This window comes from Pseudomonas sp. B22(2017) (genome assembly GCF_002113105.1).
Taxonomy (GTDB): Bacteria; Pseudomonadota; Gammaproteobacteria; order Pseudomonadales; family Pseudomonadaceae; genus Aquipseudomonas; species Aquipseudomonas asiatica.
Genome location: NZ_NEJN01000001.1, coordinates 215,088 through 236,941, shown reverse-complemented (window position 1 = coordinate 236,941; position 21,854 = coordinate 215,088). Strand labels below are relative to the sequence as shown.

The window sequence follows — 21,854 nt, the reverse complement described above, 5'->3', positions numbered from 1 at the left end:
TATCAACTGAAGGGCAGATACCGCCCACCAAGAAACAGCCAGTCCGCCCAGAACACCTGGTGCACCAGCACAATCCCCCAGAACACCAGCTGGTACGACACCTTGCGGGTCTTGTGCCGATACAGCTGCTGCGCCAGCAGTGCCCCCGGCCAGCCGCCCAGCAGCTCACTGGCATGCAGCACCTTCTCGGGCGTACGCCAGGCCTGGGTACGCGCCTGCTGTTTATCCTGCCAATACAGCAACAGGCTGATCAGGCTCATTGCCGGGTACAGCGCCAGCGGCCACCAGGCCTGGTCGATCCAGGCCATGCGCGCCGCGCCCAGGCCCGGCAGCAGGCACAGCAGGCCCAACAGCAGCAGCTTCAGGCGCACATTACGTACGCCCTCCCCCCTTTGTCCCCGTGACGCCTCAGCCATGGGCCGTCGCCCAGTCAACCCAGCCGAACTGCCAGGTCGCCAGAATCAGCAGGCCAAAGGCAATGCGGTACCAGGCGAACGCCGCGTAGCTGTGGTTGGCAATGAACTTGAGCAAGCCACGCACGGCGATCATGGCAAAGATGAACGAAGTCACGAAGCCAATGGCAAATACCGGCAGGTCACCAGGCTGGAACAGGTCGCGGTACTTGTAGCCCGAATACACTGCCGCACCGACCATGGTCGGCATCGCCAGGAAGAACGAGAACTCGGTCGCTGCCTTGCGCGACAGGCCGAACAGCAGGCCACCGATGATGGTCGAGCCGGAGCGCGAAGTGCCCGGGATCATCGCCAGGCACTGGATGAAGCCGATCTTCAGCGCGTGGCTCCAGCGCATGTCGTCCACGTGGTCTACCTCCACACGGTGCTCGCGGCGCTCGGCCCAGAGCATGATCACCCCGCCCACCACCAACGCAGCCGCCACGGTGATCGGGTTGAACAGATATTCGTGGATCAGGTCGGCGAACAGCACGCCCAGCACCACTGCCGGCAGGAACGCCAGCAAAAGGTTACCGGTGAAACGCCGCGCCGTGGGCTGGCTGGCCAAGCCGAAGACCACGTCGAAGATCTTGCCGCGGAATTCCCACACCACCGCCAGGATCGCCGCCAGCTGAATGATGATGTTGAAAGCCATGGCCCGTTCGCCACCAAACCCGATCAGGTCGGCGACGATGATCTGGTGGCCGGTACTGGAGATCGGCAGAAACTCCGTCAGCCCTTCGACCACGCCTAAGATGATTGCCTGGAAGGCAGTCCAAAAATCCATCGTTCCCCCGATGGAGCACTGCTCGTTGCAGGCCCCTTGTTCTTGATTTGCTTGAAATTGCCGCGCGCGGCCCGGCTGTTTTACAGCGACTGTTGGGCGTAATGCCAGTAGAAAAGTTCACGCCGCCTAAAGGTTTCATCTTGCGCGGCCGAAATCCTAGCAGAGCGCCTTCGCAATCACCTTGTACAAACTGCTGCAGACTATTGAATGGATAGCACTTAGCCATTAGTCGTGTGGGGGCCTCGCGCAAAGCATGCTTGGATGCGCCTGAATAAAAAGAACAATGCGGGAGCTGTGGTATGAAAACCCTGAGATCGATGTCTATCAGCCGCCGTCTGTGGCTGATCCTTTTGGTGGCGGTGGCCATGCTGGTGGTATTGGGCCTGCTGATGCTGCGCCAGATCCACGGTGACCTGTACCAGGCCAAAGCGGAGAAAACCCGCCACGTGGTGCAGACCGCAGCCGGTGTGCTGGCCTATTACCAAGAGCTGGAGGCAGCCGGCACGCTCAGCCGTGAAGCGGCCCAGCAACAGGCGCTGCAAGTGGTGCGGGCGCTGCGCTACGACCACGATGACTACTTCTGGATCAACGACCTGGGGCCGAAGATGATCATGCATCCGGCCAACCCCAAGCTCGACGGCCAGGACCTGTCGGCCATCCGCGACCCCGACGGCTTTGCCGTGTTCAATGAGATGGTCGCCCTGGCTCGGCAGCAGGACGCCGGGCCGGTCAACTACCGCTGGCCCAAGCCCGGTGCCAGCGAGCCGGTGGCCAAGACGTCCTACATCCAGCTGTTCAAGCCCTGGGGCTGGATCATCGGCTCAGGCGTGTACGTCGACGACGTGCAGGCCGAATTCACCCGCCAGTTGCGCGACGCCTCGCTGGTGGGCGTGGCCATCGCCCTGCTGATGGCGCTGGTGGTCATGCTGATTGCGCGCAGCATCGCCCGCCCGTTGCAGGAAGCAGTGCAGGCCATGGGCAACATCGCCAGTGGAGAAAGCGACCTGACTCGACGCCTGGACACTCACGGCCGTGACGAAATCACCCACCTGGGCGAGCACTTCAACCGCTTCAATGGCAAGCTGCAAGGCGTGGTCGGCCAGCTACAAGGCGCGGCCCATGCCCTGGCCCGGTCCGCCGGGCATGTCGGCGACAACGCCGGTGCCGCGCAGCAGCACAGCGCCCAACAGTCGCTGCAGATGGACCAGGTGGCCACTGCGGTCAACGAAGTGACTTACGCCGTGCAAGACGTGGCCAAGACCGCCGAGCAGGCCGCCGGTGAAATGCGCACCGCGCAACAGCAGGTGGCACACGGCCAGGAGGCCATTCACGGCAGCCTGGCGCAGATCGACCGGCTGTCGCTGACCATCGACCAGGCCGTGCAGGTGATCCGTGAACTGGCCGGGCACAGCACGCGCATCGGTGGTGTACTGGATGTGATCCGCTCCATCGCCGAACAGACCAACCTGCTGGCGCTGAACGCGGCCATCGAGGCGGCGCGGGCCGGCGAGCAGGGCCGTGGCTTTGCCGTGGTCGCCGACGAGGTGCGCCTGCTGGCCCAGCGCACGGCGCAGTCGACGGCCGAGATCCATACCATGATCGAGCACCTGCAAAGCCAGTCGGACGCCGCGGTCAAAGCCATCGATACCAGCAGCGAGGCCTCGCGCCAGACGGTCGAGCAGGCCCGCGAGGCCGGTGCCAGCCTGGATGCCATCAACCAATCACTGAACAACCTCACGGCGTTGAATGCCTCCATCGCCAGCGCCACCTTGCAGCAGTCGCACGTGGTAGAAGAAATCAACCGCAACGTGCTGGATACTGCCGGGTTGTCTCAGCAGACCGCCGATGCAGCGCGCCAATCCAGCGATGCCGGGATGGCGCTGGGGCAGCTGAGCGAAGAGCTGGAGCAGCTGTTGCGGCAGTTCCGCGTATAATGCCGGGGGCGCTTTGCGCCCTTTCGCGACACAAGGCCGCTCCTACAGACGATCGCGTCCCCCTGTAGGAGCGGCCTTGTGTCGCGATGGGCTGCAAAGCAGCCCCAAAGACCCCAACGCCCTACACCTTCCCCGGCCGACCCGCTACAATCGCGCCCTTCCCCCGCAGTCTCCAAGGATCGCCGATGTCCGGCCTTGAACTCATCGCCGCCGTCCTCGGCGTCACCGCTGTCTGGCTCACGGTCAAGCAGAATGCCTGGTGCTGGCCCATCGGTCTGGTCATGGTGCTGATCTATGGCTGGCTGTTCTACGAGGTGAAGCTGTACTCCGGCATGTTGCTGCAACTGGCCTATGCCATCCTGCAGGTCTACGGCTGGTGGCAATGGAAGCGCCCGGGCCATGCTGAAGACGCCCGCCAGGTCACCCGCCTGCAGCGCCCGGCATTGCTCGTCGGTTTGGCCGGCGGGGTGCTGTTGAGCGCCACCTTGGGCGCGGCGATGGCCACCTGGACCGACGCCGTCCTGCCCTGGCTGGACGCTACCCTGACCGGCTTCAGCCTGGTGGCACAACTGTGGATGGCGCAGAAGCGCCTGCAGTGCTGGCCGCTGTGGGTAGTGGTAGATATCGTCTACGTGGGCCAGTACCTGCACCAGCAGTTGTACTTCACCGCCGGTTTCTTCGCCGTGCTCACACTGATTGCCGTGCGCGGCTGGCTGGAATGGCGCCGTGACCCGGCGTTGGTGCAGCCATGAGCGCGGCACAATCCATGAAAGTACTGGTGCTGTGCGGCCCGGAATCCAGCGGCAAGAGCTGGCTCAGCGGTGTGATCCAGGCGCATTTCGGCGGCGTGGTGGTGGCCGAATACGTGCGCCACTTCATCGATCAGGAACGCCGCGACACCTGCTATGCCGATATCCCTGCCATCGCTCGTGGTCAGCTGGCCTGGGAAGACCAGGCCCGTGAGCAGGCACCGTCGCTACTGATTCTCGACACTCACCTGCTCAGCAACATGCTCTGGAGCCACGCCCTGTTCGGCGACTGCCCGGCCTGGCTGGAACAGGCGTTGCTGGCGCGGCATTACCACCTGCACCTGCTGCTGAGCCCGCAAGGCGTGGATTGGGTTGCCGATGGCCAGCGCAGCCAGCCCGAACTGCGCGACCGCCAGCGCTTTTTCGACGACAGCCTGCACTGGCTGCAACGGCATGAGCAGGCGTACAAAATAATTGAGGGCAATTGGCCACAACGCCAATTGCTGGCACTGCAAACAGTAGCTAAGCTCATTGATAGCGATACGCCATCCTGCCCCACCGAGTGTTAACCCACTGACACACCCTTGTGGGGCGAAGCCCCTGAAAACATGAGGTCTTGCGGGGCGTCGAAAGTAATGTCAAGGCGCTGAAACACTCCTGCAAAAACCCTTCCAATCAAGGCCAACACTGGCTTTGCCTGCACCACCCGCGGCTGCCTGTTTCAGCCCTGAGACAGAATATGCCGCAGCTTGTCATGGTGCCTACCTTAACCTTTTGATCTGAAACCGCTTCTCGAAAGCGGCACACCTTCTGCTCCCTCGTTCACATCGCTGAACAGGGCCAGCGCTCATTGAAGGAGTTGCCGTCGTGAGGAAAACTGACAAACGCCTTTATCACCTGCTGCTGATGGGCTATGTGCTGGGTTCGTTGAGCCTGACGGCCCAGGCCGACAACGGCATCATCGTGATAACCCGTGATGTGCAGACACGCAACGCTGTGGTCCCGCCGTTAAGACCCGACCCCAACCCCACCACCGTCAATGCCAATCCTTCCGCTCACATCCTCAAGCAAACCAACGAACTGAGTGATGGCGACTTCGCCAACATCAGCAGCGGTGCGGGCATCAGCACCCTGATTACCCAGCAGACCAACAACCTGGGCGGCAACCTCAATAACCAGTCCCAACTGCCCAACCTGGCCGGTGGCCGCGGTACAGGCTCGGGAAATGGCATCTCGAACATGGTCAACTCGAGTGTGCAGCGCGGCCTGGCGCCGCTGCAGATCCTGACCGGAGGCAAGTGAGATGAAGCACACGCTGCTGATCCTGGTCACGCTGTGCAGTACATCGGCCTTCGCGCAATCCCCGGTCCCCGTGATCAACAACGCCGACATCGACAGCTCGGGCAGCCGTTACCAGGGCAACCTGTCAGTCAACCAGGCAGCCGGCGACCAACAGCAACAGGCCAACGCGCGCGCCTTCGCCGCAGGGCCCGAGGCTGGCGCCACCACGCAGATCCGCCAACGGCTGAACGCCCCCGCAACTTCCGCGATGGACGCGCGCGCGACCATACAGGGCGACGCCTTCAGCAACGGTAGCGGCGCCCTGGGGGTCAACCAGAGCGCCGGCGCCAACACCCAGCAAGCGAACGCACTGAGCATCAGTCTCGGTGCCCAGCCGCAAAGCATCGACGACAGCGTCCTCATGCAACAGAACGTGGCGCTGCTCAACAACTCCGGTCCGATTGACACTTCAACTGGCAATCGCCAGGTCACCACCAGTGACCAGGCCTTCACCGGTAGCCGTGGAGTGATTCAGTTGAACCAGAGTGCCGGGGTGGGAAACCGAATGGCCAACACCTTGAGCATCCGGGTCGCGGATTGACCCATCCAGTTAAGAACAACACTTAACCTAAAAGTACGGAGAATCACCATGAAACCCTCGATGGCAATCAAGCCTCTGGTTTTCGCAATTGCTGCGGTCATGGCTGTTGCTGTACAAGCTGATCAGAACGACCGGCGTGGCGGGCACCACAATGGTCACCACAATAACGGGCATCACACCCCTCCTCCCACCCGGATCCCTGTGTATGCCACAGCCAACGCCATGGACAGCCAACGCAGCACGGGTAACACCATCACCAACCAAGGCACCATCAACGAAGCCGAAATGAGCAGCTCGGCCACGGGTGCAAGCGGCAACGTGGGTGTCAACGTGGCAGCCGGTAACGGCAACCAGCAGGACAATGCTGCGGCTATTGCCAATGCATCGTCCGAGTCCAGCCTGGACAACAGCTTCGTGTTCGGCACCGCCGAAGCCACCGCTGACGTTCGCCAGTTCAGCAACAACAACCGTGTCGACAACTGGTCCACCCAGAACTCGGCAGTCATGGCCGGCTCGGCCGATGGTGCGGAGGGTAACGTCGGCATCAACATCGCTGGCGGCGACCTGAACCAGCAGAAGAACACCATGGCCATCGCCAACACCGGTGCCCCGCTGGGCAATGCCACTGCCACCGCCTCTGCCGACCAGAACGGCCCAGGCCTGACGGTGAACAACGGCGCCGACCGCACCTACCGGGTGGATACGCTGACCATCACCACCACCAAGAGCGGTTCCAGCTCGCGTGAGGGCACGTTCAATTCGACCGACGACCGCAGCTCGTCATCGAGCTTCAGCGTGGCCGGCTCGCGAAGTGCCAGCTCCAGTGGCTCCAGTGGCTGGAACTCCAGCGGTTCGAGCAGCATGAACGCCAGTGGTTCGCACAGTTCCACTGCCAGCGGCTCCAACAGCTGGAATGCCAGTGGTTCGATGTCCGGCAACGCCAGTTCGTCCAGCAGTGCCAGCCTGAGCGCCTCCCTGGCTGCGGCAGCCGATGCGACCCGCACCACGAGCACCGATTACGGCCGTCACGAGCGCACTCGCACCGACAGCTTCGATGCCTCGCTCAATGCATCGCTCAATGTGGATGTCGACCACTCGCGGGAAAGCTCTTACGACAAGTCGTTCGAGAAGGCATTCGACTCGTCGTATGACAAGGCTCGCCAATCGAGCTACGAGAAGTCTCGCGACTCCTCGTATGAGAAGGCTCACGAGTCGTCCTATGCCAATGCATCGGAATCGGCGTTTGAAAAGTCTGGCGAGAAATCGTCTCAATCGTCGAACGACGTGTCGAAGAGCTACAGCGAAAGCAGTGCCTACGACTTGAGCAATACCGTGTCCTTCCAAGTGCTGACCCCGACCGGATGGGCAAACCCTGTTACCAACACTGCAACCCTTAGTGGTTCGGTGAATGGCGGCAGTGGCAACCTGGGCGTGAACGTGGCAGCCGGTGTGGGCAACCAGCAGAGCAACTCGCTGGCCATCTCCAACACCTCGTTCTGATCGCTGTGCTTGAGGCCCCCTTCGGGGGGCCTTTCTTCAACAGAACCGGAAGGCATCCGATCATGCGCATCATTGCCCTGGCGTTTTTGCTGTGCCTGGCCAGCATGAGCGAAGCTGCACAAATGCCGCTGTCCGTCCTGCCGGGCGGCGCCGTGGTGTTCAAGCCCATCCAGAGCGTACGCGAGCGCAAGTTCGCCGACCTGGTGCAACAGAAAACCGACTTCAGCTGCGGCGCCGCCGCGCTGGCCACCATCTTGCGCCAGGCCTACTGGCTGGATGTGGACGAGCAACAGATCATCGAAGGCATGCTGGCCCACGCCGACCAGGACCTGGTGCGCACGCAAGGCTTCTCGATGCTCGACATGAAACGCTACGTGGAAAGCCTGGGGATGCGTGCCCGCGGCTACCGGGTGGCACCCGAGACCCTGCACAGCGTGCGCATCCCGGTCGTGGTGCTGATGGACGTGCGCGGCTACAAGCACTTCGTGGTCATGCAGAAGGTCGACAAGGGTTGGGTGTATATCGGTGACCCGGTACTGGGCCACAAGCGTTACAAGGTCGATGATTTTCTCAAGGGCTGGAACGGCATCATCTTCGCCGTCATCGGCCAAGGCTACGACAAGAACAACATCCTGCTCGACCCGCCCCTGCCGCTGACCGCCAAGGGCCGGGTGAACAACTTCACCCCGGTGCAGGATGCAGAGCTGCTGGACTTCGGTTTCATCAAAAGCGACTTCTTCTAACGACTCTTGCAACGACAAGGAGCACGAGGCTCCGGGGAGCACCCCAATGAAGAACCCATTCTGGCTCGCGATCGCATGCCTGGCCGTCAGCCTTCCCACCCATGCCGAAACGTTCAAGCCCATCGAGCTGAAGGACCATGAGTTGGCGACCCTGCGTGGCCGCTACGTGATGCCGGGGCGGATCGTGAGTTTCGGCATTGTCATGTCCAGCACCTGGCAGAATGCCAAAGGGGACGTGATCGGTGCCACGAGCACGATGCAGATTCAGCAGTCAACCATCAAACCGCAATTCTATGTGTCGTTGATCGACGAAAGCGGCACCGGCACAGCGTCAGCTGGATCCACCGCACCAGGTACCGGTACCGTCACGGGCGGTGCCGGCCTCAACACCACAGAGGGTGTTACCCAGGTGGTACGCGCCGCTGGCGACAACAACACCGCCTACAACGATGTCGCCATCAATGTCTCCAAGGCCAACCAGGCGCCCGCCATGCAGCCGCAGGGCCAAGCACTGGCCAACGGCCAGACGCTGACGGGCGAAAACGGCGCGGGTGCGCTGAGTGTGTCTGCCAGCGGCGTAGGGGTGCAGTTCAATATCAATGCCAGTAACAACCAGGGCAGCAGCGTGCAGCGTCTGGCGCAGGGTGGCTTGATGCAGAACTCGACGCTGCTGGGCAATGGCAACAGGGTGAACAACGTCACCACGCTCAATGTGGTGATGCGTGAAAGCGTGCCAACAGCCGCTTCGCTGAACGGTAGCCTCGATCAGCTCAAAGGTCTTCGCACATTCGGATACTGATCTACGCTCAGTCTCATCAAAAGAAGTCGGCAGGGACGGCAATTCCATGCACCGATCTTTATCGCTCAAAGTTTTTGTGTGTTTGACCACCTTGGCCCCGGCCACATTGCTCTACGCCGCCTCCGACCCGCAGGTTGAGGCTCTCAAGCAGGAACTGATGGAGCTGAAACGTCGCTACGAAGCCCAGCAGCAAGCGCTGATGGTGCTGGAGCAGCGCGTACGTCAGGTCGAGGAAACCCCGGCAGCACCACCGCCCAAACGCCTGGTCAGGTCCCCGGCCGAAGGGGTCAAGGGCGCACAGACGGTGGCATCGGGTGCACCGGGCACCACCGGCAGCTCCTATGGTCAGGCGCTGACCGCCGACGCCGAACCGGCACAGAGCGTGTCCAACCTGTATGACGAGGCCAGCGGCTTCTTCGGCGGCGGCAAGTTCAGCTTCGAGACCGGTGTCACCTATACCCACTACGATACTCGGGCGCTGGTGCTCAACGGCTTCCTGGCACTGGACTCGATCTTCCTCGGCAGTATCAACCTTGACCGGGTGAAGGCAGATAACTGGACCCTGGACATGACTGCTCGCTACAACCTCGCCCAGCGCTGGCAGTTCGACATCAACGTCCCGGTGGTGTACCGCGAATCCACCTACTCTTCCGGCGGTGCGGGGGGAGCCGGGGCGAGCACCTCGGACGAAACCGTAACCCGCGACCCGGAAATTGGCGACGTCAACGTCGGCGTCGCCTACAAGTTCCTCGACGAAGACGAGACCTGGCCTGACGCCGTCGCTACCTTGCGCATAAAGGCACCGACCGGCAAAGACCCGTATGGCATCAAATTGCGCCAGGTCGAGGGCAACGACAACCTGTCGGTACCGGAAAGCCTGCCGACCGGCAACGGCGTCTGGTCGATCACGCCGGGCATCTCGCTGGTCAAGACGTTCGACCCGGCCGTGCTCTTCGGCAGCCTGTCCTATACCTACAACATGGAAGACTCGTTCAGCGACATCAGCCCACAGGTCAACAGCAAGGTGCCCGGCGACGTGAAGCTGGGCGACTCCTGGCAGATCGGCGGCGGTATCGCCTTTGCCCTGAACGAGAAGATGAGCATGTCGTTCTCGGTGTCCGACCAGTTCGCCCGCAAGAGCAAGATAAAGCCCGATGGTGGTGACTGGCAGTCGATCTCCAACAGCGACTACAACGCAGCCAACTTCAACATCGGCATGACCTTCGCCGCCACCGACAACCTGACCATCGTGCCCAACCTGTCCATTGGTCTGACCGATGACGCGCCGGACTTTTCCTTCAGCCTGAAATTCCCCTACTACTTCTGATACTTGCCATTGGCCGGGCCCGCGCTAAAGGGCCCGGTTTTGGTTACCAGCCTTGTCCCGGACCGCCTCCCATGCCACGGCCTGTTATCATCAAGCACAGTTGCATGACGATTTAATGGCAAAAGGGATGTTTTCGTGAAGAACCTGTCAGACCACCCCCGTACCCGGCTTGTCGCCCTGGCGACCCTGGTACTGGTGATCCCACTGGGTACGCGCGCCATGCTGGGTTGGTCCAACCCGCTCGGTTACCTGTCCGACCTCGCACTCGGCAGCCTGCTGGTCTTGCTGCTGCACCGTCGGCCGTGGTGGTTGGCGCTCCCCGTATTGCTGGCCTGGGCGGCCCTCTGGGTGGCTTCGGCCGAACTGGTCAGCGCGGTTGGCCGTTTGCCCACCAGCGCTGACCTGACATATCTGCTCGACCCGCAGTTCATGGAAAACTCGACCGGTGGCGGCCTGGCCCATGCCTGGCTGCCCTGGATCATGGGCACCGGCCTGCTGGGCTGGCTGGCCATCGCCTGGCGCAGCCGTAGCCAACGCAGCCAGCCGCTGCCACGCAAGGCCTGGGCCATTCCGCTGCTGCTGTTTGGCGCCCACTGGGGCAGCCAGCAACTGGTACCTTCCGACGCCGACCAATGGCGGCAATACAACCTCACTCACCAGTTGCTGTCGGCCGGGGCCGGCAACCTTCAGCGCCAGGTCGAAGGCTGGATGGGCCGCACACGTACCTTCACCCCTCTGGCCAGTACCGGCCTGACCCAATCCGACCTGCATGGCCAGCGGCTGCTCGCCGGGCCAGGCAACGCCCGCAACCTGCTGATCATCACCGTGGAAGGCATCCCTGGGGCCTACCTGCGGCCCAACCGCCAGGCCCTGCACAGCCGCTTCGACGAAGAGCTGATGCCAAAGCTCAGCCAGTGGGCCGAGCGCGGCATGAACACCCCGGACTACGTGCTGCATACCCACCAGACCATCCGTGGCCTGTACGCGATGCTGTGCGGTGACTATGACAAGCTGGCCAACGGCACGCCCAAGGGCATGGAACTGCTGACCCAGAACGAACGCAACCAGGCCTGCCTGCCAGCGCAGTTGCGCCAGGCCGGTTTCACTACCCACTACCTGCAGGGTGCCGGCCTGCGCTTCATGGCCAAGGACCGCATCATGCCGCACATCGGCTTTGACTCGGTGCACGGCCAGGAGTGGTTCCGCAACAAGAACTACCTGGACTTCCCCTGGGGCAAGGATGATCGCTCCTTCTTCGAGGGGGCTCTGAACTACGTCGGCCAGCTGCAAAAGCAGGACAAGCCATGGATGCTGACCCTGCTCACCGTGGGCACCCACCAGCCCTACTCGGCGCCGTTCGAGTACATGGAGCGCTACGACACGCCGAAACAGGCGGCAGTCGCCTACCTGGACGATGCACTCGGTGCATTTCTCGACAACCTCGAACGCCAGGGCGTACTCAAGGACACCCTGGTGGTAGTGACTTCCGACGAGTCCCACGGCATCGACGGTGTGCGCCTGGCCTCGTCCTGGGGCTTCAACCTCACCCTGGCGCCGGAGCAGGCGCAGTTGCCACGGATCAAGCGGGGCACCTACGGCCATATCGACCTGGCCACCTCGCTGCTCGACTACTTTGCGCTGCCCATCCCCATGGCGCTCGGCGGTCGCTCGCTGTACCGCGATTACGACAGCGGTCGTGAAATGATCTCCTACACCAACGGCATGCTGCGCTATCACGACGGCCGGGGTGTGTTCACCGAGTGCGACTTCCAGCAGCGCTGCCGGCGTTACGCCAGCGAGGGCTTCATCGCCGACCAGGCACGTTACCTTGGCCTGGGCGACAGCCTGCTGGGCCAGCAGATCGGTGCCCTCGCCGGGGTGCTCGACCAGTCCCTGCTGCAGACACCGCTCAACCTTCGTTACCAGTTCGGCGGCCCATCGCCGATCCAGCTGCGCAAGCGCATCAAAGATGACTGGGCCGACAACCTGATCGGCGCCCAGTACCTGGAAATGCCCGAGGGTTCGCATACCCGCGTACGGGTCAAGGTACGTTCGCTGGACCCCAAGCGCGCAGCCTATATCCAGCTCAAGGCCAAGCAGCTGGAGCAGGACGTACCGCTGGGCTTGCCTTACGAAGTGAAAGTCACTGCCGACGAGCCGCTGGAGATGGAGTTCAGCTTCGACAACCCGACCGCGCGCAAGGCGTTTTCCTTCCATTTGCTGGGCTATGGTGGTGGTCAGGTGGAAATCAGCGACTTCAGTGTGATAACCGCACTGCCAGGGGAAGACGAAGCAGCGGATGAGCTGACCGAAGGGCATATCGCCCATTCGGGCTGAACGGTACCACTCATCGCCGGGCCGCCGCGACCTGTCGATTCAACCCGCCCGTGCTCGACTAGTGTGTGAATCCCCCCAATGTGGAGATAACACCATGAGCACGAGCGAAAGCAGGCACCCGGTGGTTTCCCGCAGCCAGTGGCTGGCGGCCCGCCGACAGCTGTGGCTGCACGAAAAGGCCTTCACCCACCACCGCGACGCGCTGTCCGCAGCCCGTCGCGCCCTGCCCTGGGTCAAGGTGGAGCACGACTATCGCTTCCAGGGACCGGACGGCGAACTGAGCCTGGCCGACCTGTTCGCAGGCCGCAGCCAACTGCTGGTTTACCACTTCATGTTCGCCGAAGGCTGGAGCGAAGGTTGCCACGGCTGCTCATTCCTGGCCGACCACTTTGACGGCGCCAACCTGCACCTGGCCCATCACGACGTGTCGCTGGTGGCGGTGTCACGTGCGCCGTATGCCGAGTTCCAGGCATTCCGCCGGCGCATGGGCTGGCAGTTCCCCTGGTATTCGTCACATGGCAGCGGCTTCAACGAGGACTTTGGCGTCAGCGTCGGCAGCGAGGGCCAGCGGCAGTACAACTATGAGCCATATGAGGGCGATGAAAGCGAGCTTCCCGGGCTGAGTGCGTTCTACCGCGAGCCGGACGGCAGCGTGTACCACACCTACTCGACCTATGCCCGCGGGCTGGACATCCTGGTCAACACCTACAACTTCCTCGACATCGCGCCACTGGGGCGCAACGAGGCTGGGACCATGGACTGGGTGCGGCACCACGACCGTTATGAAGGGCAGCCGGATAAGCCTAACTGCTGCCACAAATAACGTGAGGCAACACATATCCCTTATCACTCGCTTGGCACGTCCTTTGTAGGAGCAGCCTTGTGCTGCGAAGAGGCCGGTACAGGCAACAGATCTGCATAGCCAGTACGGGCCTCTTCGCAGCACAAGGCTGCTCCTACAAGGGCCGCGCAGCGGCCAAGCATTCTCAAGTGCAGCACATAGTCTTCAGCCGCGCACACCCAGCATCCCGCGCTCGACGATGAAGTCGATCACCGCCTGCAGCCCCTCGCCCTTCTTCAGGTTGCTGAAGGTCCATGGCCGCTGCGGGCGCATGCGCTGGGTATCGCGCTCCATCACCTCCAACGAAGCCCCCACATAGGGCGCCAGGTCGGTCTTGTTGATCACCAGGAAGTCCGACTTGGTAATCCCTGGCCCACCCTTGCGCGGGATCTTCTCCCCTTCGGCCACGTCGATCACGTAGATGGTCAGGTCGGCCAGCTCAGGGCTGAAGGTGGCACTCAGGTTGTCACCGCCGCTTTCGACGAAGATCACCTCGAGGTTGCCAAATTTGCGAGCCAGTGCTTCGACCGCCGCCAGGTTCATCGAGGCGTCTTCACGTATCGCCGTGTGCGGGCAGCCGCCGGTTTCCACGCCGACGATGCGCTCCGGCTCGAGGGCCCCGGCTTCGGTCAGGATGCGCTGGTCTTCCTTGGTGTAGATATCGTTGGTGACCACTGCGATCTGGTAATGGTCGCGCATGGCCTTGCACAAGGCTTCGAGCAGCGCCGTCTTGCCGGAGCCGACCGGGCCGCCGACACCGACGCGCAGGGGTTGTTGATAGCTTTGCATGCAGGCAGTCCTCAGGAACGGAACAAACGGGTGTATTGGGTTTCGTGTCGCGATGAGGCAATGGCCAGCAACGGCAGGCCGCCGCCAAGCTGGTCATCGCCCAGGCCCAGTGCCTGGTCGAGGGCCGCGGGCAGCCCTGCCCCCAGGTCGCGCAGCAAGGTCTGGGCGGCCTGCTGGCCGAACGGCACCAGCTTGACCCCGGCCATTACCGCGCCCTCCAGCCAGGCAAAACCATGGCCCAGGGCCAACTGACGCAGTGGGATCGCCCAATGCGCAGCCAGCCAGGCCATACCGCCCAGCTGGGTGAGTTCTAGGCTGGCCCGCCAGGCCGGCGCCTGGCCCAGTTGCCAGCCGTCCAGCAGCCGTGCCAGCGCCGCGCCGCGCTGCTGTTCTTCCAGGCGCAGCTCGGCGGTTTCACGGTTGGCCAGCAGAAAGCGGCTCCAGTGGCCGAAGGCTTCGGCGTCCTCGGCCTGGCAGGCGTGGTACAAGCGCGCCAGCACCGGCCAGTCGAGGCAGGCCAGGGTGTCGTCGATCTGCTCGCGCTGCCAGGCAGCGAAACCATCCACGTCCCGTACCCAGCCCGCCTCGACCGCCCACTCCAGGCCTTGCGAGTAGGTGAAGCCACCCACCGGCAAGCCAGGGCTGGCCAGCTGCAGCAGGCGCAACAGCGCCAGGTCGCTGTCCATCAACCAGCCAGTACCAGCGCGGCGCCGGCCAGCAGGCCGCCGCCAAAGGCCTTCTGCAGGCCGCTATGCCTGCGCAACAGGCAACCGACCGCAAAGCCGGCCGCCAGCAACAGGCCGCTGACCGTGACGAAGCCGGCGCTGAACTGCCAGAACGCGCTTGGCGTGGCTTCCACGCCATGGGCCCAGCCATGGAACAGGGCGAACACCGGCATCGCCATCGCCAGCAGCAGCTGGCGGCTGGGCAGCAGCACGGCACCGGCAGCCACCAGCAGCGACACGGCAATCAGGGTTTCCATGCCCAGTACATCGCCGAACAGGTGGCCGCACACCGCGCCGCCGAACATCGCCGCCAGGGTTGCCAGGGGTAGCGTCAGGCTGCGCCGGGTCAGCGCGGCGAGCACACCGGTGCCCAGCAGCATCAGCAGGTGGTCAAGACCGGTCAACGGGTGCAGCAGGCCGTCCTGCAGCGGGTTGGCGTCGTGCCCGGGGTGGGCGAAGGCAGGCAGAGCCAGCATCAGCAGAAACAGGGCGAAAGTCTTTTTCATCGGTTGCTCCAGGCAGTTCAGGAATGGGCAGGCAGGCGCACGAACGGGTGATCGTGGCCGTGGGTGTGGGTGTGGCTATGGCTGTGGCTATGGCTGTGGCTGTGCGGTGCGCTCTGATAGGCGCCCGCTTCAGGCTCGAACGGTGCCTGTTCGGCCTCTACCGTCAGGCCCAGGCCACGCAACATGTCGTCCAGCACGTGGTCGTGCTGGAAACGCAACAGGCCGGGTTCGATCTGCAGCGGCACATGGCGGTTGCCCAGGTGATAGGCCGCGCGGGCCAGCAGGTGCGGGTCGGTGCAACGCACCGTGGACACCGCCTCGGGCGCCGCCAGCACGCGGATCAGCTGGGTGCCCTCGGCATCGGCCAGCAGTTCGCCTCCGCGCAGCAGGTGGCCGCGTTCGAGCATCAGCCCGGCCTCGCGACCATCATCCAGGGTCACCCGCAGGCGGCTCTTGATGCGGCTGTCCACGTCCAGGGTAACGGTGCCGGTTTCGCCCAGCGTGCCGGGCTCGGTGATACGGCGGGTCAAGACAATCATCGGTGCTCCTTCAGAACAGGAAGTAACGCTGGGCCAGCGGCAGTTCGCGGGCCGGTTCGCAGACCAGCAGTTCACCGTCGGCACGCACCTGGTAGGTCTGCGCATCGACCTCGATCAGCGGCTGCAAAGTGTTGTGGACCATGTCGGGCTTGCGCACCCGGCGGCAGCCGTGGGCCACGCCGATCAGGCTGCGCAGGTTCAACTCCTCGGCCAGGCCACGGTCCATCGCCGCCTGGGGCAGGAAGGTCATGCGCGTGGCATGCCGCGCCGCGCCCAGGGCGCCGAACATCGGGCGGTAATGCACCGGTTGCGGCGTGGGGATGGAACCGTTGATGTCACCCATGGGCGCGGTGACGATCATTCCGCCCTTGATCACCAGGGCCGGCTTGACCGCAAAGAACGCCGGCGCCCACAGCACCAGGTCGGCCAGTTTGCCGACTTCCACCGAGCCCACTTCGTGGCCGATGCCGTGGGTCAGTGCCGGGTTGATGGTGTACTTGGCGATGTAGCGCTTGACCCGGAAGTTGTCGCTGTAGCTGGTGTCCGGCGCCAGTGGCCCGCGGCGCAGCTTCATCTGGTGGGCCACCTGCCAGGTGCGCAGCACCACCTCGCCAACCCGGCCCATGGCCTGGGAGTCGGACGAAGTCATGGCAAAGGCGCCCATGTCGTGGAGAATGTCCTCGGCGGCGATGGTTTCGCGGCGGATGCGCGACTCGGCAAAGGCCACGTCTTCGGCGATGCTCGGGTCCAGGTGGTGGCAAACCATGAGCATGTCCAGGTGCTCGTCCACGGTGTTGACCGTGTACGGCAGGGTCGGGTTGGTCGAGGACGGCAACACGTTGGCCTGCCCTGCCGCGCGGATGATGTCCGGGGCGTGACCGCCACCAGCACCCTCGGTGTGGAAGGTGTGGATGGTGCGGTCGCCGATCGCCGACAGGGTGTCTTCGATGCAGCCGGACTCGTTGAGGGTGTCGGTGTGGATCGCCACCTGGATGTCCATTTCCTCGGCCACGCCCAGGCAGCAGTCGATGGCTGCTGGTGTCGAACCCCAGTCTTCGTGCAGCTTGAGGCCCACGGCGCCGGCTGCGATCTGCTCGCGCAGCGCTTCCGGCCGCGAGGCGTTGCCCTTGCCCAGCAAGCCGATGTTGATCGGCAGGCTGTCGGCGGCCTGGAGCATGCGCGCCAGGTACCAGGGGCCGGGCGTGCAGGTGGTGGCATTGGTGCCGGTGGCTGGCCCGGTACCGCCGCCGATGAAGGTGGTGACACCGCTGTTCAGCGCCTCGTCCACCTGTTGCGGGCAGATGAAATGGATGTGCGAGTCGACACCACCGGCGGTGACGATCTTGCCCTCGGCCGCGATCACCTCGGTGCCGGGGCCCACTGGCACGTTCACGCCCGGCTGCACATCGGGGTTGCCAGCCTTGCCGATCACCGCGATACGCCCGTGCTTGATACCGATATCGGCCTTGACGATGCCCCAGTGGTCGATGATCAGGGCATTGGTCAGTACCAGGTCCATGGCTTCGGCAGCCAGCATCTGGCCCTGCCCCATGCCATCGCGGATGACCTTGCCGCCACCGAACTTCACCTCTTCGCCATAGATGGTGAAGTCGTGCTCCACCTCGACCCACAACGCAGTGTCGGCCAGGCGCACGCGGTCGCCCACGGTGGGGCCGAACATGTCGGCATAGGCCTGGCGGGAAATGCGGCTCATGCCCTGCCCTCCAGCACGCCCATCACCTTGCCCTGGAAGCCGTAGACCTCGCGCTTGCCGGCGTATGCCACCAGTTGCACGGTACGCGCCTGACCAGGCTCGAAGCGCACGGCGGTACCCGCGGGGATGTCCAGCCGAAAGCCCAGCGTAGGCGCGCGCTCGAACACCAGCGCCTCGTTGACTTCGTAAAAGTGGTAGTGCGAGCCGACCTGCACCGGCCGGTCGCCATGGTTGGCCACGCTGACGGTGACTGTCGCGCGGCCGCTGTTCAGCTCGATGTCGCCGGCGGCGACCTGGATTTCACCTGGGATCATGCGGGGCTCCTGGGCAATTTCAGACGATAGGGTCATGCACGGTCACCAGCTTGGTGCCATCCGGGAAGGTCGCTTCGACCTGCACGTCGTGGAGCATTTCGGCGATGCCAGGCATTACCTGCTCGCGGCTCAATACTTCACGCCCCAGGCTCATCAGCTCGGCGACGGTGCGGCCATCACGGGCGCCTTCGAGCACGGCGGCACTGATCAACGCCACCGCTTCCGGGTAGTTGAGTTTCAGGCCACGGGCCAGGCGCCGCTCCGCCAGCAGCGCGGCGGTGAACAGCAGCAGTTTGTCTTTCTCTCTCGGGGTCAGCTCCATGGCGCTCTCTCAGGTGGCCCAGATACGCGGCGGGCAGGCCGGCAGGCCGAGGACGGCCGGGCGCAGCACATGCCACAGGCGTTGCAGGGTGCGTTGCAGGTGTTGGTTGTCATGGTCGAGCACGCGGATCACCAGCAACGACCCGAGCAGGGTCGCGCCGGCCGGGTTGGCCATCTCGTCGAGCAGCGGGCGCACCAGATCCAGCACGGCCTGGTCGGCGGGTGCGGCGCAGAAGGTGGCCAGCAGCGGATGCCCGCCAAGCTTGCTCAGGCGCCCGCCTTCGACGCGCAGGCGCTCGTGCAGGCCCACTTCGTCGGGCAGTTCGATGTGCAGGCGGCTGTCGAGGGCACCCTGCTCGAAACGCTCGTTCATCACCGGGCGCCCCAGGCACAGGGTTTCCCAGGCCAGCAGGCGCGCCCCCGGATCGAGGGTGAAACGGCTGTCGAGGCTGGCGCGGGCGCCGGAGAAGAAGATGCTGTCCTGCGGCAGCCACTCCAGGGTGCTGTCGGCGCCCAGGTGGAAACGCTGGACCAGCCGCGCGGTCGGGCCGATGCTGCGGTAGAACTTGCTGGCGCCGGGCATGGTCAGCAGCGCGTGGCTGCCCGGCTCCAGCTGGATATCCAGCTCCAGGCGGTCGCCAGCGACGATCCCACCAGGAGGGTGCAGCACGTAGACATGGCACGGTGCACCTTCCGGATAGAACGGTCGCTGCACCAAAAGAGGTCCGAAATGCCACCACGCACCAAGGCGGGTCACCTTGTCGCGTTTGACGAAGCGCAACTGCAGGTGAGCGCTCCAGCCGGCATCGTCGTGTTGTTGTTCGATCTGCTCCGCGAGCGACATCCTGCGGCCCCTGAAATCCGTGGCCTGCTGGCCGTTTAGAGTGGCAGGCACGCACGGCTACGGCGTGCGCGCCCTGACCACTCGATCAAATTCGCAGGCTGGATATAGCAGGTTGCGGGCCAACTCCGCAGGTGAACGAAGATGAAGGATTTGCCATGGCCGCTCTGGCATCGGGCATAGAGGGAGATGGCGCACAAGGCAGGGGCGTGCTTCGGCCCTGTTTCGGTGCTGTGATCTCAAGGCAAAAATTACCCGATGCTGCGACACGGCCTCTGTGGGAGCGGGTTTACCCGCGAAGAATCCAACCCAGTGCATGGCACGGGCTTCGCCCGTGTTCGCGGGTGAACCCGCTCCCACAGGGTTAGAGCAAGCCCTTTATACAGCGACAAGGCCTCAGTAATCGAAGCGGTCCACCGCACGCCGGCGTTCGTTGTCATCACGCCGGTCATAGATGGCCGTGGTCTGGATATTGGCGTGATGCGCCAGCTTCTGCGCAATGGACAGGTCGTGCTCTTCGATCACCCGGGTGATGAACGCGCGACGGAAGTCGTGCGGCATGATCTTCACGCCCACCTGCGCACCACGCTGGCGGGCGATGTAGTAAATGGCATGCTTGGTGATGCGTGCCCGGGTTATATGGCTGCCACGGCGGATGCGGTTGAACAGGAACGGGTCGTCTTCGGCCCCTGCGGGCAAGTCCTGGCGGCGCAGGTCCAGCCACGCCTGCAACTTCTCGAACGCCCATGGCGGGGCGTACTTGATCAGCTGGCGGTTGCCCTTGCCCAGCACCTGCAGGCTGCGCGCCTCGAAGTCGACCTGGTCCAGGTCGATGTCCACCGATTCCGACTTGCGCATGCCAGTGCCGTACAGCAAGGCGATGATCGCCGCGTCACGCACACCCTGCGGCCGTGGGTCGGCCGCGCACACATCCATCAGCTCGCGAATCAGGCTGCGGCGCAGGTTGCGCCCCGGCGGCAGGCGGCTGCCGGTGGCCGGCTTGACTTCGCGAATGCGCAGCAACTGCTCGTGATCAATCAGGCCCTGGCGCCAGGCTTCGTTCATCACACCGCGAATGGCGTTGACGTACAGCGACGAGCTGTTGGGGGCGTAACCGTCCGCACGCAGCGCCGCCACCAGGGCGATCACATGGCCGGGCTCGAGCCGATGCCAGGGCACATCGACGATATTGCAGTCGACAAAACCCAGCCGATCGGCGGCGTCCTGAAGGATGTAGCGCATGGTTTGCTGGCTGGATGGGGCCAGGCGGGCCATGTACTGCAGCAGCGGATTTTTCGAGAGATCGGACAAAACGTGAATCCTGTAGCGAAGCGTTGGCCAGCGGCGAACCGGCCAGACCCTGAAGCAAGTCAATACGACATACAAGCAGGTCCAAATAACAGCGGAATACACATGTCATTCGGACCCGGAGAAGTGCCATCACCTTGATATACAAGGGGTTCGGAGCTGGCACGGATCGTGATCTTACCCCAATTGAGCCCACTGAACGAACGAAGGTCAGCCCATGCTTGTGCAGCCGATCGATTCACGCCCACGCCAGGCCGTCTGGGGCCTGGGTTTCCGCCCATTCTTCCTGGGTGGCAGTTTGTTTGCGCTGCTCGCCTTGCTGTTGTGGGGCGGCGTACTGGCCGGTGCGCTGGAGCCCACGCCCCCCGGCGGCATGCTCGCCTGGCACCGCCACGAAATGCTCTATGGCTTTGCTGCTGCCATCATCGCGGGTTTCCTGCTGACCGCCGTGCAGAACTGGAGCGGCATCCCAGGCTTGAACGGGCGCGCGCTACAGGGTTTGTTCCTGCTTTGGCTGCTGGGCCGGGTGAGCTGGTTCCTGCCACTACCGGACAGCTTGCTGGTAGTGATCGAGGGCAGCTTCCTGCCGCTGGTGGGGCTGGCGCTGGCACGGCCGATCGTGCAGCGGCGCTTGCGTACCAACTACCCGATCGTCGGCCTGGTATTGCTGATCGCCGCCTGCCAGTGGCTGACCCTGGTCGGCTGGCTGCGCCAGGATGAGCTTTGGCAGCGCCGCGGGCTGTTTGCCGGGTTGTGGTTGGTGGCCACGATGATGACCGTGCTTGGCGGGCGGGTGATCCCGTTCTTCACCCGGCGCGGCCTGGGCAACATGGCACCGGCCCCTGCCCGCCCTTGGCTGGACCGCGCCTGCCTGCTACTGAGCGTGGCGGTACCGCTGGCCTTTGCCGCGGGTTTGGCCGATACGCCGCGTATCGACCTGGCCGTGCTGTTCGGCGCCTTGTTCGCTCTGCATACGGCCCGCCTGGCCTTGTGGCATGACCGCGGCCTGTGGCGTGCGCCCCTGCTGTGGTCGCTGCATCTGGCCTATGCCTGGATCGCCATTGCCTGCCTGGGCATGGCGCTGTGGCATGCCGGGGTGGCGCTGAGCCCGAGCCTGGTGACTCACGCCCTGACCGTGGGAGCCATGAGCGGCCTGATCCTGGCGATGATGGCACGGGTCAGCCTGGGCCACACCGGCAGGCCGCTGCAGGTGCCGACCAGCATTGCCTGGGCCTTTGCCTTGATCCAACTGGCGACGCTGGCGCGGGTGGTGCTGCCGCTTTTAACGCCGCTGGGGGTGAGCCTTTCAGTAATGTGCTGGAGCCTGGCGCTGCTGCTGTTCCTGCGCCACTACCTGCCCATCCTGCTGCAGCCACGGGCTGACGGTATGCCGGGCTAGCCTTGATGCCTAGATTGGGGCCGCTTTGCGGCCCATCGCCGGCAAGC

At 63.9% G+C, this 21,854-nt stretch carries 23 protein-coding genes; 12 read left to right on the top strand and 11 right to left on the bottom strand.

Annotation, left to right across the window (positions count from 1 at the left end; translation table 11 throughout):
• Window positions 1–2 precede the first annotated feature (2 nt).
• Both CAG18_RS01205 and CAG18_RS01200 read right to left on the bottom strand, forming a co-directional pair.
• A complete protein-coding gene (locus tag CAG18_RS01205) occupies window positions 3–416 on the bottom strand; it encodes a DUF1294 domain-containing protein (protein WP_085719921.1) in 414 nt (137 codons plus the stop codon).
• Entirely contained in the window at window positions 409–1,239 is an 831-nt protein-coding gene (locus tag CAG18_RS01200; RefSeq protein ID WP_085719919.1) for an undecaprenyl-diphosphate phosphatase, read from the bottom strand. Before CAG18_RS01200 ends, CAG18_RS01205 begins: the two co-directional genes overlap by 8 nt.
• Window positions 1,240–1,538: 299 nt before the next feature.
• On the opposite strand from CAG18_RS01200, the gene mcpP reads away from it, so the two are divergent.
• The 11 genes from mcpP to CAG18_RS01145 all read left to right on the top strand — a co-directional run bounded on the left by mcpP (window position 1,539) and on the right by CAG18_RS01145 (window position 13,333).
• The gene (gene mcpP / locus CAG18_RS01195) at window positions 1,539–3,173 is read left to right on the top strand and encodes a methyl-accepting chemotaxis protein McpP (protein ID WP_015270168.1); all 1,635 of its coding nucleotides are present in this window, start codon (window positions 1,539–1,541) and stop codon (window positions 3,171–3,173) included.
• A gap of 185 nt (window positions 3,174–3,358) precedes the next feature.
• Complete coding sequence (gene pnuC / locus CAG18_RS01190; protein ID WP_015270167.1) at window positions 3,359–3,925, top strand: nicotinamide riboside transporter PnuC; 567 nt, start codon at window positions 3,359–3,361, stop codon at window positions 3,923–3,925.
• Window positions 3,922–4,491, top strand: coding sequence for an AAA family ATPase (locus CAG18_RS01185; RefSeq protein ID WP_085719917.1), 570 nt, complete (start codon window positions 3,922–3,924; stop codon window positions 4,489–4,491). Before pnuC ends, CAG18_RS01185 begins: the two co-directional genes overlap by 4 nt.
• A gap of 298 nt (window positions 4,492–4,789) precedes the next feature.
• Entirely contained in the window at window positions 4,790–5,224 is a 435-nt protein-coding gene (locus tag CAG18_RS01180; RefSeq protein ID WP_015270165.1) for a hypothetical protein, read from the top strand.
• 1 nt (window position 5,225) lies between these two features.
• Window positions 5,226–5,804 carry an adhesin gene (locus CAG18_RS01175; RefSeq protein WP_085719915.1) on the top strand — a complete coding sequence of 193 codons (579 nt, stop codon included), beginning with the start codon at window positions 5,226–5,228 and terminating at the stop codon, window positions 5,802–5,804.
• 48 nt (window positions 5,805–5,852) lie between these two features.
• The gene (locus tag CAG18_RS01170) at window positions 5,853–7,304 is read left to right on the top strand and encodes a heme utilization protein (protein ID WP_085719913.1); all 1,452 of its coding nucleotides are present in this window, start codon (window positions 5,853–5,855) and stop codon (window positions 7,302–7,304) included.
• Between the two features lie 62 nt (window positions 7,305–7,366).
• Entirely contained in the window at window positions 7,367–8,047 is a 681-nt protein-coding gene (locus CAG18_RS01165; protein ID WP_085719911.1) for a C39 family peptidase, read from the top strand.
• Between the two features lie 46 nt (window positions 8,048–8,093).
• Window positions 8,094–8,846, top strand: coding sequence for a hypothetical protein (locus tag CAG18_RS01160; RefSeq protein ID WP_085719909.1), 753 nt, complete (start codon window positions 8,094–8,096; stop codon window positions 8,844–8,846).
• Between the two features lie 46 nt (window positions 8,847–8,892).
• The gene (locus CAG18_RS01155; protein ID WP_015270160.1) at window positions 8,893–10,173 is read left to right on the top strand and encodes a transporter; all 1,281 of its coding nucleotides are present in this window, start codon (window positions 8,893–8,895) and stop codon (window positions 10,171–10,173) included.
• A 135-nt stretch (window positions 10,174–10,308) separates the two neighbouring features.
• Entirely contained in the window at window positions 10,309–12,510 is a 2,202-nt protein-coding gene (locus CAG18_RS01150; protein WP_085719907.1) for an LTA synthase family protein, read from the top strand.
• Window positions 12,511–12,604: 94 nt separating this feature from the next.
• Window positions 12,605–13,333 carry a thioredoxin family protein gene (locus tag CAG18_RS01145; RefSeq protein ID WP_061552168.1) on the top strand — a complete coding sequence of 243 codons (729 nt, stop codon included), beginning with the start codon at window positions 12,605–12,607 and terminating at the stop codon, window positions 13,331–13,333.
• A gap of 183 nt (window positions 13,334–13,516) precedes the next feature.
• Here the strand turns inward: CAG18_RS01145 and ureG are convergent, their stop codons facing one another.
• The 9 genes from ureG to xerC all read right to left on the bottom strand — a co-directional run bounded on the left by ureG (window position 13,517) and on the right by xerC (window position 20,411).
• The gene (gene ureG / locus CAG18_RS01140; protein WP_010953755.1) at window positions 13,517–14,140 is read right to left on the bottom strand and encodes an urease accessory protein UreG; all 624 of its coding nucleotides are present in this window, start codon (window positions 14,138–14,140) and stop codon (window positions 13,517–13,519) included.
• Between the two features lie 11 nt (window positions 14,141–14,151).
• Entirely contained in the window at window positions 14,152–14,826 is a 675-nt protein-coding gene (locus CAG18_RS01135) for an urease accessory protein UreF (protein WP_039612955.1), read from the bottom strand.
• Window positions 14,826–15,371 (bottom strand): HupE/UreJ family protein, encoded by a 546-nt coding sequence (locus CAG18_RS01130; protein WP_025339423.1) that lies wholly within the window; start codon window positions 15,369–15,371, stop codon window positions 14,826–14,828. Before CAG18_RS01130 ends, CAG18_RS01135 begins: the two co-directional genes overlap by 1 nt.
• Before the next feature lie 17 nt (window positions 15,372–15,388).
• Window positions 15,389–15,910: an urease accessory protein UreE gene (ureE, locus tag CAG18_RS01125; RefSeq protein WP_085719905.1), complete on the bottom strand. Its 522-nt coding sequence runs from the start codon at window positions 15,908–15,910 to the stop codon at window positions 15,389–15,391.
• Between the two features lie 10 nt (window positions 15,911–15,920).
• Complete coding sequence (gene ureC / locus CAG18_RS01120) at window positions 15,921–17,624, bottom strand: urease subunit alpha (protein WP_013972449.1); 1,704 nt, start codon at window positions 17,622–17,624, stop codon at window positions 15,921–15,923.
• Window positions 17,621–17,938 (bottom strand): urease subunit beta, encoded by a 318-nt coding sequence (locus CAG18_RS01115; protein WP_085719903.1) that lies wholly within the window; start codon window positions 17,936–17,938, stop codon window positions 17,621–17,623. The genes ureC and CAG18_RS01115 overlap by 4 nt, the downstream gene beginning before the upstream one ends.
• A 19-nt stretch (window positions 17,939–17,957) precedes the next feature.
• Entirely contained in the window at window positions 17,958–18,260 is a 303-nt protein-coding gene (locus tag CAG18_RS01110) for an urease subunit gamma (RefSeq protein ID WP_003256923.1), read from the bottom strand.
• A 9-nt stretch (window positions 18,261–18,269) separates the two neighbouring features.
• Window positions 18,270–19,103 (bottom strand): urease accessory protein UreD, encoded by an 834-nt coding sequence (locus CAG18_RS01105; RefSeq protein WP_085719901.1) that lies wholly within the window; start codon window positions 19,101–19,103, stop codon window positions 18,270–18,272.
• Window positions 19,104–19,496: 393 nt separating this feature from the next.
• Entirely contained in the window at window positions 19,497–20,411 is a 915-nt protein-coding gene (gene xerC / locus CAG18_RS01095) for a tyrosine recombinase XerC (RefSeq protein WP_015270152.1), read from the bottom strand.
• Window positions 20,412–20,625: 214 nt separating this feature from the next.
• Here xerC and CAG18_RS01090 point away from each other — a divergent pair, with 214 nt between their 5' ends.
• Window positions 20,626–21,807 carry an NnrS family protein gene (locus CAG18_RS01090; protein WP_085719899.1) on the top strand — a complete coding sequence of 394 codons (1,182 nt, stop codon included), beginning with the start codon at window positions 20,626–20,628 and terminating at the stop codon, window positions 21,805–21,807.
• The last annotated feature ends 47 nt before the right edge of the window (window positions 21,808–21,854 follow it).

What these genes read in the sequence shown, in the direction of transcription:
- CAG18_RS01205 (WP_085719921.1), bottom strand. Translation starts at nt 416, where the DNA reads ATGGCTGAGGCGTCACGGGGACAAAGGGGGGAGGGCGTACGTAATGTG.
- CAG18_RS01200 (WP_085719919.1), bottom strand. Translation starts at nt 1,239, where the DNA reads ATGGATTTTTGGACTGCCTTCCAGGCAATCATCTTAGGCGTGGTCGAA.
- mcpP (WP_015270168.1), top strand. Translation starts at nt 1,539, where the DNA reads ATGAAAACCCTGAGATCGATGTCTATCAGCCGCCGTCTGTGGCTGATC.
- pnuC (WP_015270167.1), top strand. Translation starts at nt 3,359, where the DNA reads ATGTCCGGCCTTGAACTCATCGCCGCCGTCCTCGGCGTCACCGCTGTC.
- CAG18_RS01185 (WP_085719917.1), top strand. Translation starts at nt 3,922, where the DNA reads ATGAGCGCGGCACAATCCATGAAAGTACTGGTGCTGTGCGGCCCGGAA.
- CAG18_RS01175 (WP_085719915.1), top strand. Translation starts at nt 5,226, where the DNA reads ATGAAGCACACGCTGCTGATCCTGGTCACGCTGTGCAGTACATCGGCC.
- CAG18_RS01170 (WP_085719913.1), top strand. Translation starts at nt 5,853, where the DNA reads ATGAAACCCTCGATGGCAATCAAGCCTCTGGTTTTCGCAATTGCTGCG.
- CAG18_RS01165 (WP_085719911.1), top strand. Translation starts at nt 7,367, where the DNA reads ATGCGCATCATTGCCCTGGCGTTTTTGCTGTGCCTGGCCAGCATGAGC.
- CAG18_RS01160 (WP_085719909.1), top strand. Translation starts at nt 8,094, where the DNA reads ATGAAGAACCCATTCTGGCTCGCGATCGCATGCCTGGCCGTCAGCCTT.
- CAG18_RS01155 (WP_015270160.1), top strand. Translation starts at nt 8,893, where the DNA reads ATGCACCGATCTTTATCGCTCAAAGTTTTTGTGTGTTTGACCACCTTG.
- CAG18_RS01145 (WP_061552168.1), top strand. Translation starts at nt 12,605, where the DNA reads ATGAGCACGAGCGAAAGCAGGCACCCGGTGGTTTCCCGCAGCCAGTGG.
- ureG (WP_010953755.1), bottom strand. Translation starts at nt 14,140, where the DNA reads ATGCAAAGCTATCAACAACCCCTGCGCGTCGGTGTCGGCGGCCCGGTC.
- CAG18_RS01135 (WP_039612955.1), bottom strand. Translation starts at nt 14,826, where the DNA reads ATGGACAGCGACCTGGCGCTGTTGCGCCTGCTGCAGCTGGCCAGCCCT.
- CAG18_RS01130 (WP_025339423.1), bottom strand. Translation starts at nt 15,371, where the DNA reads ATGAAAAAGACTTTCGCCCTGTTTCTGCTGATGCTGGCTCTGCCTGCC.
- ureE (WP_085719905.1), bottom strand. Translation starts at nt 15,910, where the DNA reads ATGATTGTCTTGACCCGCCGTATCACCGAGCCCGGCACGCTGGGCGAA.
- ureC (WP_013972449.1), bottom strand. Translation starts at nt 17,624, where the DNA reads ATGAGCCGCATTTCCCGCCAGGCCTATGCCGACATGTTCGGCCCCACC.
- CAG18_RS01115 (WP_085719903.1), bottom strand. Translation starts at nt 17,938, where the DNA reads ATGATCCCAGGTGAAATCCAGGTCGCCGCCGGCGACATCGAGCTGAAC.
- CAG18_RS01110 (WP_003256923.1), bottom strand. Translation starts at nt 18,260, where the DNA reads ATGGAGCTGACCCCGAGAGAGAAAGACAAACTGCTGCTGTTCACCGCC.
- CAG18_RS01105 (WP_085719901.1), bottom strand. Translation starts at nt 19,103, where the DNA reads ATGTCGCTCGCGGAGCAGATCGAACAACAACACGACGATGCCGGCTGG.
- CAG18_RS01090 (WP_085719899.1), top strand. Translation starts at nt 20,626, where the DNA reads ATGCTTGTGCAGCCGATCGATTCACGCCCACGCCAGGCCGTCTGGGGC.